This window comes from Mycobacterium heidelbergense (genome assembly GCF_050205645.1).
GTDB lineage: Bacteria > Actinomycetota > Actinomycetes > Mycobacteriales > Mycobacteriaceae > Mycobacterium > Mycobacterium heidelbergense_A.
Genome location: NZ_JBNMQT010000013.1, coordinates 129,168 through 137,688, shown reverse-complemented (window position 1 = coordinate 137,688; position 8,521 = coordinate 129,168). Strand labels below are relative to the sequence as shown.

The following is an 8,521-nucleotide window of genomic DNA, read 5'->3' as shown; positions in this document are numbered from 1 at the left end:
GTGGCTGCCGCCGGGCGCGCCGGGCAGCCACTGGGCCGGTGGCGATTCGCCCGGCCCGGCCGACGCGGGAATTCGGCGTGCCCGGCATTCCCACCCGGACGAGCCCCTGGACGGCTCGCGCGTCGAACACGAACTTTCCCAGCCGTACGGCGAGCCCGGTCGCCGCGCGCGCTCCCGGCATTCGGCGGAGTACCGCGACTTCGGCATCGGGAACTATGCGGCGACGAACGAGCCGCCGGCCACGCCGCCGCCACCACAAATGGCACCGCCACAACCGCCCGCGCACGCGCCGCGGCACGGGGGCACCGACCCGTCGGCCGAAGCGCAGCAGGGCACGGGCGAGGCACCGCCGTCGGGCGGCCACTCCGTCGCCGACCTGCTGGCGCGGCTGCAGGTGGAGCCGTCCGGTGGGGGCCGTCGGCGACGCCGGGAAGGCTGAGCTGAGGGCATCGTCACATTGGGGGCGGCCCAACCAATCGACTACAGTCTTAGTGACCGTCCGGTACCCAGTTGGGACTGGAACGAACGAAGAAATCAGTGAGGTCGTCTGCGATGGTGCAGTTCGACGGTTTGCGCCCGGCCAGGCTCAAGGTGGGGATCATCTCCGCGGGCCGGGTGGGCACCGCGCTGGGCGTCGCGCTGGAGCGCGCGGACCACGTCGTCGTGGCGTGCAGCGCCATTTCCCACGCGTCGCGGCAGCGGGCGCAGCGCCGGCTGCCCGATACCCCCGTGGTCTCGCCGCCGGATGTAGCGGCCGGTGCCGAGCTGCTGCTGTTGGCGGTTCCCGACAGCGAACTCGCCGGCCTGGTTTCCGGCCTGGCGGCGACGTCGGCGCTGCGGCCCGGCACGATCGTTGCGCACACGTCCGGCGCCAACGGCGTCGGCATCCTCGCGCCGCTGGCGCCGGACTGCATACCGCTGGCCATCCACCCGGCGATGACCTTCACCGGATCCGACGAGGACATCAGCAGGCTGCCCGACACCTGCTTCGGGATCACCGCGGCCGACGACGTCGGGTACGCGATCGGCCAATCCCTGGTCCTGGAGATGGGCGGCGAGCCGTTCTGCGTCCGCGAGGACGACCGCGTCCTCTACCACGCCGCGCTGGCCCATGCGGGAAACCACATCGTGGCCGTGCTCGCCGACGCGCTCGACGCGCTGCGCGCCGCGCTGCGCGGCAGCGAACTGCTTGGCCAACAAACCGTCGACGACCAACCGGGCGGCATCGCCGAACGCATCGTCGGGCCGCTGGCGCGGGCCGCGCTGGAGAACACCCTGCAACGCGGCCAGGCCGCGCTCACCGGACCGGTCGCGCGCGGCGATGCGGCCGCCGTCGCCCAGCACCTGGCCGCGCTGAACCGGGTGGACCCCGCGCTGGCCAACGCCTACCGGGTGAATGCGCTGCGCACCGCCCAGCGCGCCCACGCTCCCGCCGACGTCGTCGAGGTGCTGGCGCGATGAACCCGATGGCGCCGACCGCGTTCACGGCGGGCGAGCTCAACCTCTATTCGACGCCGCGCGACGTCACCGAGGTCAGTCGCGCGCTGCGCCACACCGGACGCCGGGTGATGCTGGTGCCGACCATGGGCGCGTTGCACGACGGGCACCTGGCCCTGGTGCGCGCCGCCAGGCGGGTGCCCGGCTCGGTGGTGGTCGTGTCGATCTTCGTCAATCCGCTGCAGTTCGGCGCCGGCGAAGATCTTGACGCGTATCCCCGCACGCTGGACGAGGACCTGGCGATGTTGCGCGGCGAAGGCGTCGAGATCGCGTTCGCGCCGACCGCTGCGGCGATGTATCCCGACGGCCTGCGCACCAGCGTGCAGCCGGGGCCACTGGCCGCCGAACTCGAGGGCGGCTCGCGGCCAACGCATTTCACCGGCGTGCTGACCGTCGTGTGCAAACTGCTGCAGATCGTGCGTCCCGACCGGGTCTTCTTCGGCGAGAAGGATTACCAACAGCTGGTCCTGATCCGGCAGATGGTGACCGACTTGAACCTCGACGTCGCGGTGGTCGGGGTGCCGACGGTGCGCGAAGGCGACGGGCTGGCGATGTCGTCGCGCAACCGCTACCTCGATCCTGCGCAGCGCGAACTGGCCGGCACGCTGTCGGCGGCACTGGTGGCCGCCGCGCACGCGGCGCCGATCGGCGCGCGGGCCGCGCTGGACGCCGCGCGCTCGGTGCTCGACGCCGTGCCCGCGATCGAGGTCGACTACCTGGAACTGCGCGACGCCGAGCTGGGCCCGCCGCAGGTCGGCCGGCCCGGACGCCTGCTGATCGCCGCCCGGTTGGGCGGCACCCGACTGCTGGACAACATTGCGATCGAAGTTGGAAATCTCGCCGGCACCGACGGGCCGGACGAACTCGCCCAATCACATTGGAGGAACTGATGTTTCGGACGATGCTGAAATCGAAGATTCACCGCGCCACGGTCACGCAGGCCGACCTGCACTACGTCGGTTCGGTGACCATCGACGCCGACTTGATGGACGCCGCGGACCTGCTCGAGGGCGAACAGGTAACCATCGTCGACATCGACAACGGCGCGCGGTTGGTCACCTACGCCATCACCGGCGAGCGGGGCTCCGGGGTGATCGGAATCAACGGCGCCGCAGCCCATCTCGTTCACCCCGGAGATCTGGTGATTCTGATCGCCTACGGGACCATGACGGACGCCGAGGCGCGTGACTACCGGCCGCGGATCGTCTTCGTCGACGCCGACAACAAGCCGATCGACCTCGGGCACGATCCGGCCTTCGTGCCGGATGACGCGGCCGAGCTACTCGATCCGCGAATGGGTGCACGGTAGCCGTGCTGCTGGCGATCGACGTCCGCAATACCCACACCGTTGTCGGGCTGCTGTCGGGCTCAAAGGAGCACGCAAAAGTCGTGCAGCAATGGCGTATTCGGACCGAATCCGAGGTCACCGCGGACGAATTGGCGCTGACCATCGACGGCCTGATCGGCGAGGATTCCGAGCGGCTCACCGGCGCCGTCGCCCTGTCCACCGTCCCGTCGGTGCTGCACGAGGTGCGGGTCATGCTCGACCAGTACTGGCCGTCGGTGCCGCACGTGCTTATCGAACCGGGGGTGCGCACCGGGATCCCGCTGCTGGTCGACAACCCCAAGGAAGTCGGCGCCGACCGAATCGTCAACTGCCTGGCGGCCTTTCACAAGTTCGGCCGGGCCGCCATCGTCGTCGACTTCGGATCGTCGATCTGCGTGGACGTGGTGTCGGCCAAGGGCGAGTTCTTGGGCGGGGCCATCGCACCCGGGGTACAGGTCTCGTCGGATGCCGCCGCGGCCCGCTCGGCCGCGCTGCGCCGGGTCGAGCTGACCGAGCCCCGGTCGGTGGTCGGCAAGAACACCGTGGAATGCATGCAGGCCGGTGCGGTGTTCGGCTTTGCCGGGTTGGTCGACGGCCTGGTCACGCGGATCCGGGCGGACGTGGACGGCTTTTCCGAGGACCTCGGCGACGACGTCGTGGTCGTGGCGACCGGGCACACCGCGCCGCTGCTGCTGCCCCAGCTGCACACCGTCAACCACTACGACGCGCACCTGACCCTGCAGGGCCTGCGACTGGTCTTCGAGCGCAACCGCGACGCGCAGCGCGGCCGGTTGAAGACGGCACGCTGAGCGCGCTCAACGCCTGTGCGTCCAGGGCGCCCTCGGCGCACACTGGTCGCCGTCAGCGCACACTCGAAGGCCCGTCATTTAAGCTGGCACGTCGTGAACTCTGCCGACGCAGCAGACCTTCCTGAGCAGTTCCGGATCCGCCGGGACAAGCGCGCTCGCCTACTGGCGGAGGGTCGCGAGCCCTACCCGGTGGCGATCGAACGCACCCACACCCTGGCGCAGGTGCGCGCCGATCATCCCGATCTGCCGATCGACACCGCGACCGACGACATCGTCGGTGTCGCGGGCCGGGTCATCTTCGCGCGCAACTCCGGAAAATTGTGTTTTGCGACACTCCAGGACGGCGACGGCGTCAGCCTGCAGGTGATGATCAGCCTGGACAAGGTGGGCCGCGAAGCGCTGGACGCGTGGAAGGCCGACGTCGACCTCGGCGACCTTGTCTACGTGCACGGCAATGTGATCAGCTCACGGCGCGGCGAACTGTCCGTACTGGCCGACTCCTGGCGGATGGCGGCCAAGTCGCTGCGGCCGCTGCCCGTCGCGCACAAGGAGATGAGCGAAGAGGCGCGGGTGCGGCAGCGCTACGTCGACCTGATCGTCCGCCCGCAGGCTCGCTCTGTCGCCCGCCAGCGGATCGCCGTCGTCCGCGCGATACGCGGCGCATTGGAACGGCGTGGGTTTCTCGAAGTCGAAACGCCTATGTTGCAGACACTGGCGGGCGGCGCGGCGGCGCGGCCGTTCATCACACATTCCAATGCTCTTGACATCGATCTGTACCTGCGGATCGCGCCGGAACTGTTCCTCAAGCGCTGCATCGTCGGTGGATTCGACCGTGTTTTCGAGCTAAATCGCGTGTTCAGAAACGAAGGTGCCGATTCCACGCATTCTCCGGAATTCTCCATGTTGGAGACCTATCAGACGTACGGAACGTATGACGATTCGGCAGTGGTCACCCGTGAGCTTATTCAAGAGGTAGCCGACGAGGCGATCGGCACCAGACAACTACCGTTGCCCGACGGCAGCGTCTACGACATAGACGGAGAATGGGCGTCCATACAAATGTATCCGTCGCTGTCGGCGGCACTCGGTGAAGAGATCACACCCGACACCACCTTGGATCGACTGCGCGCCATCGCCGATCGGCTCGGCGTCGAGATTCCCGACAATCGCGGCTACGGCCACGGCAAGCTCGTCGAGGAACTGTGGGAGCACGCGGTGGGCAACGCCCTCACCGCTCCCACCTTCGTCAAGGATTTCCCAGTCGAGACAACACCTTTGACGCGTCAGCACCGTAGCATCCCGGGCGTCACCGAGAAGTGGGACCTCTACGTGCACGGGGTCGAACTGGCCACCGGCTATTCCGAATTGACCGACCCGATCGTGCAGCGCGAGAGGTTCGCCGAGCAAGCCCGCGCCGCGGCCGCCGGCGACGAGGAGGCCATGGCGCTCGACGAAGACTTTCTCGCCGCACTGGAGTACGGGATGCCGCCCTGCACCGGAACCGGAATGGGTATCGATCGGTTGTTGATGTGTTTGACCGGACTGTCAATTAGGGAGACAGTTTTGTTCCCGATTGTTCGTCCGCACTGAAGTTCAACTGTGCGTCGTGCTTCCGGATTGAGTATGCTGCGTTCCTATGGCAGATTGATGGCGGGGATCTATCCAATCTGCTCAGCAACTGCTCAAGAAGAAATGCGAGGGTAATCTGATGGCGAAGAAAGTGACCGTCACCTTGGTCGATGATTTCGACGGTGCGGGCGCGGCCGACGAAACAGTCGAATTCGGGCTCGATGGGGTGACGTATGAGATTGACCTTTCTTCCAAGAATGCGGCAAAACTTCGCAGTGATCTGAAGCAGTGGGTAGCGGCCGGCCGCCGCGTGGGCGGTCGCCGTCGCGGCCGTTCCGGTTCCGGCCGCGGCCGTGGCGCGATCGACCGCGAGCAGAGCGCGGCGATCCGCGAGTGGGCCCGTCGCAACGGGCACAACGTGTCCACGCGGGGCCGCATCCCCGCCGACGTCATCGACGCCTTCCACGCGGCAACCTAGAAACGCAGTCCTCACCGGCGCCCGGCCGCAACCGCCGGGCGCCGGTTTCTTTCGCTGGTGGCGAAACGATCGCACGGGGGTTGGCGGAAACGATTTGGCGGTTTGCCGCGTTTCCTCAGTTACCGCTGTGTCGGCGGCGGGGAGATCGCCGGTAAAGGCCACGCGACCCCCGAACCGCGGGGAACCGCAAGGTTAGGAACCCTGGCAGGCCGACCATTACAGTGGATGGCAGGTACGCGAGTCCGGCTCCCACTGGCCGGAACTGAGGCTGTACCGAGGTGAGGGAGAGCAGGTAACCCGATGTTCGAAAGATTTACCGACCGTGCCCGCAGGGTCGTCGTCCTGGCGCAAGAAGAGGCCCGGATGCTCAACCACAACTACATCGGCACCGAGCACATCCTGCTGGGTTTGATTCACGAAGGCGAAGGCGTCGCAGCGAAGTCGCTGGAATCGCTGGGCATCTCGCTCGAGGGCGTCCGCAGCCAGGTCGAGGAGATCATCGGCCAGGGCCAGCAGGCGCCGTCCGGACACATCCCGTTCACCCCGCGCGCCAAGAAGGTTCTCGAGCTGAGCTTGCGCGAGGCGCTGCAGCTCGGCCACAACTACATCGGCACCGAGCACATTTTGCTGGGACTGATTCGTGAGGGCGAGGGCGTGGCCGCCCAGGTGCTGGTCAAGCTCGGCGCCGAGCTGACCCGGGTGCGCCAGCAGGTGATCCAGCTGCTGAGCGGCTACCAGGGCAAGGAGGCGGCCGAAGCCGGAACCGGTGGCCGCGGCGGCGAATCCGGCAGCCCGTCCACCTCGCTGGTCCTCGATCAGTTCGGCCGCAACCTGACGGCCGCCGCGATGGAGGGCAAGCTCGACCCCGTCATCGGCCGCGAGAAGGAAATCGAGCGGGTGATGCAGGTGCTGTCCCGGCGCACCAAGAACAACCCGGTGCTGATCGGCGAGCCCGGCGTCGGCAAGACCGCCGTCGTCGAGGGCCTGGCGCAGGCCATCGTGCACGGCGAAGTTCCCGAGACGCTGAAGGACAAGCAGCTCTACACACTGGACCTGGGTTCGCTGGTCGCCGGCTCGCGCTACCGCGGTGACTTCGAGGAACGCCTGAAGAAGGTCCTCAAGGAGATCAACACCCGCGGCGACATCATCCTGTTCATCGACGAGCTGCACACCCTGGTGGGTGCCGGTGCCGCCGAGGGCGCGATCGACGCGGCCAGCATCCTCAAGCCCAAGCTGGCCCGCGGCGAGCTGCAGACGATCGGCGCCACCACGCTCGACGAGTACCGCAAGTACATCGAGAAGGACGCCGCGCTGGAGCGCCGCTTCCAGCCGGTGCAGGTGGGCGAGCCGACGGTGGAGCACACCATCGAGATCCTCAAGGGTCTGCGCGACCGCTACGAGGCACACCACCGGGTGTCGATCACCGATTCGGCGATGGTGGCCGCCGCCACCCTGGCCGACCGCTACATCAACGACCGGTTCCTGCCGGACAAGGCGATCGACCTGATCGACGAGGCGGGTGCACGGATGCGGATCCGCCGGATGACCGCGCCGCCGGACCTGCGCGAGTTCGACGAGAAGATCGCCGAGGCCCGCCGCGAGAAGGAATCGGCGATCGACGCCCAGGACTTCGAGAAGGCGGCCAGCTTGCGCGACCGCGAGAAGACCTTGGTGGCCCAGCGGGCCGAACGCGAAAAGCAGTGGCGCTCAGGCGATCTCGACGTGGTTGCCGAGGTCGACGACGAGCAGATCGCCGAGGTGCTGGGCAACTGGACCGGCATCCCGGTGTTCAAGCTCACCGAGGCCGAGACCACCCGGTTGCTGCGCATGGAGGACGAGATCCACAAGCGGATCATCGGCCAGGAGGACGCGGTCAAGGCCGTGTCGAAGGCGATCCGCCGCACCCGCGCCGGGCTGAAAGACCCCAAGCGCCCGTCGGGTTCGTTCATCTTCGCCGGCCCGTCCGGTGTCGGTAAGACCGAGCTGTCCAAGGCGCTGGCCAACTTCCTGTTCGGCGACGACGACGCGCTCATCCAGATCGACATGGGCGAGTTCCACGACCGCTTCACCGCGTCGCGGCTGTTCGGCGCCCCGCCGGGGTACGTCGGCTACGAAGAGGGCGGCCAGCTCACCGAGAAGGTGCGGCGCAAGCCGTTCTCCGTGGTGCTGTTCGACGAGATCGAGAAGGCGCACCAGGAGATCTACAACAGCCTGCTGCAGGTGCTCGAGGACGGACGGCTCACCGACGGCCAGGGCCGCACGGTGGACTTCAAGAACACGGTGCTGATCTTCACGTCCAACCTCGGCACCTCCGACATCTCCAAGCCGGTGGGCCTGGGCTTTACCCAGGGCGGTGGCGAGAACGACTACGAGCGGATGAAGCAGAAGGTCAACGACGAGCTGAAGAAGCACTTCCGGCCGGAGTTCCTCAACCGCATCGACGACATCATCGTCTTCCACCAGCTGACCCGCGAGGAGATCATCCGGATGGTCGACTTGATGATCGGCCGGGTCGCCACGCAGCTCAAGAGCAAGGACATGGCGATGGAGCTGACCGACAAGGCCAAGGCGTTGCTGGCCAAGCGCGGCTTCGACCCGGTGCTGGGTGCTCGCCCGCTGCGGCGCACCATCCAGCGCGAGATCGAGGACCAGCTGTCCGAGAAGATCCTCTTCGAAGAGGTCGGGCCCGGGCAGATCGTCACCGTCGACGTCGACAACTGGGACGGCGAAAGCGCGGGCGAGGACGCGAAGTTCACGTTCACCGGAACCCGCAAGCCGCCGCCCGAGCCGGAGCTGCAGAAAGCCGGAGCGCACGCCGCGCCCGACACGCCGTAGCCATAG

General features: G+C 67.6%; 7 protein-coding genes and 1 pseudogene. All 8 read left to right on the top strand.

Going from position 1 to position 8,521, the window contains the following annotated elements:
• Positions 1–439 (top strand): annotated as a pseudogene (locus ACQI5H_RS16695) (DUF6779 domain-containing protein); the annotation flags it as partial.
• A gap of 113 nt (positions 440–552) precedes the next feature.
• Positions 553–1,461 carry a Rossmann-like and DUF2520 domain-containing protein gene (locus ACQI5H_RS16690; protein WP_427080448.1) on the top strand — a complete coding sequence of 303 codons (909 nt, stop codon included), beginning with the start codon at positions 553–555 and terminating at the stop codon, positions 1,459–1,461.
• Positions 1,462–1,466: 5 nt separating this feature from the next.
• The gene (gene panC / locus ACQI5H_RS16685) at positions 1,467–2,387 is read left to right on the top strand and encodes a pantoate--beta-alanine ligase (RefSeq protein ID WP_427080447.1); all 921 of its coding nucleotides are present in this window, start codon (positions 1,467–1,469) and stop codon (positions 2,385–2,387) included.
• Positions 2,387–2,806, top strand: coding sequence for an aspartate 1-decarboxylase (gene panD / locus ACQI5H_RS16680; RefSeq protein WP_427080438.1), 420 nt, complete (start codon positions 2,387–2,389; stop codon positions 2,804–2,806). Before panC ends, panD begins: the two co-directional genes overlap by 1 nt.
• 2 nt (positions 2,807–2,808) lie before the next feature.
• Positions 2,809–3,633 (top strand): type III pantothenate kinase, encoded by an 825-nt coding sequence (locus tag ACQI5H_RS16675; protein ID WP_427080437.1) that lies wholly within the window; start codon positions 2,809–2,811, stop codon positions 3,631–3,633.
• Between the two features lie 93 nt (positions 3,634–3,726).
• Positions 3,727–5,223 carry a lysine--tRNA ligase gene (gene lysS, locus ACQI5H_RS16670; RefSeq protein ID WP_427080436.1) on the top strand — a complete coding sequence of 499 codons (1,497 nt, stop codon included), beginning with the start codon at positions 3,727–3,729 and terminating at the stop codon, positions 5,221–5,223.
• A 118-nt stretch (positions 5,224–5,341) separates the two neighbouring features.
• Positions 5,342–5,680 carry a histone-like nucleoid-structuring protein Lsr2 gene (lsr2, locus tag ACQI5H_RS16665; protein WP_076064105.1) on the top strand — a complete coding sequence of 113 codons (339 nt, stop codon included), beginning with the start codon at positions 5,342–5,344 and terminating at the stop codon, positions 5,678–5,680.
• A gap of 300 nt (positions 5,681–5,980) precedes the next feature.
• Positions 5,981–8,515 (top strand): ATP-dependent protease ATP-binding subunit ClpC, encoded by a 2,535-nt coding sequence (gene clpC1, locus ACQI5H_RS16660; RefSeq protein WP_427080435.1) that lies wholly within the window; start codon positions 5,981–5,983, stop codon positions 8,513–8,515.
• The last annotated feature ends 6 nt before the right edge of the window (positions 8,516–8,521 follow it).

Coding starts and splice junctions, on each gene's coding strand:
- ACQI5H_RS16690 (WP_427080448.1), top strand. CDS start 553: ATGGTGCAGTTCGACGGTTTGCGCCCGGCCAGGCTCAAGGTGGGGATC.
- panC (WP_427080447.1), top strand. CDS start 1,467: ATGGCGCCGACCGCGTTCACGGCGGGCGAGCTCAACCTCTATTCGACG.
- lsr2 (WP_076064105.1), top strand. CDS start 5,342: ATGGCGAAGAAAGTGACCGTCACCTTGGTCGATGATTTCGACGGTGCG.
- panD (WP_427080438.1), top strand. CDS start 2,387: ATGTTTCGGACGATGCTGAAATCGAAGATTCACCGCGCCACGGTCACG.
- clpC1 (WP_427080435.1), top strand. CDS start 5,981: ATGTTCGAAAGATTTACCGACCGTGCCCGCAGGGTCGTCGTCCTGGCG.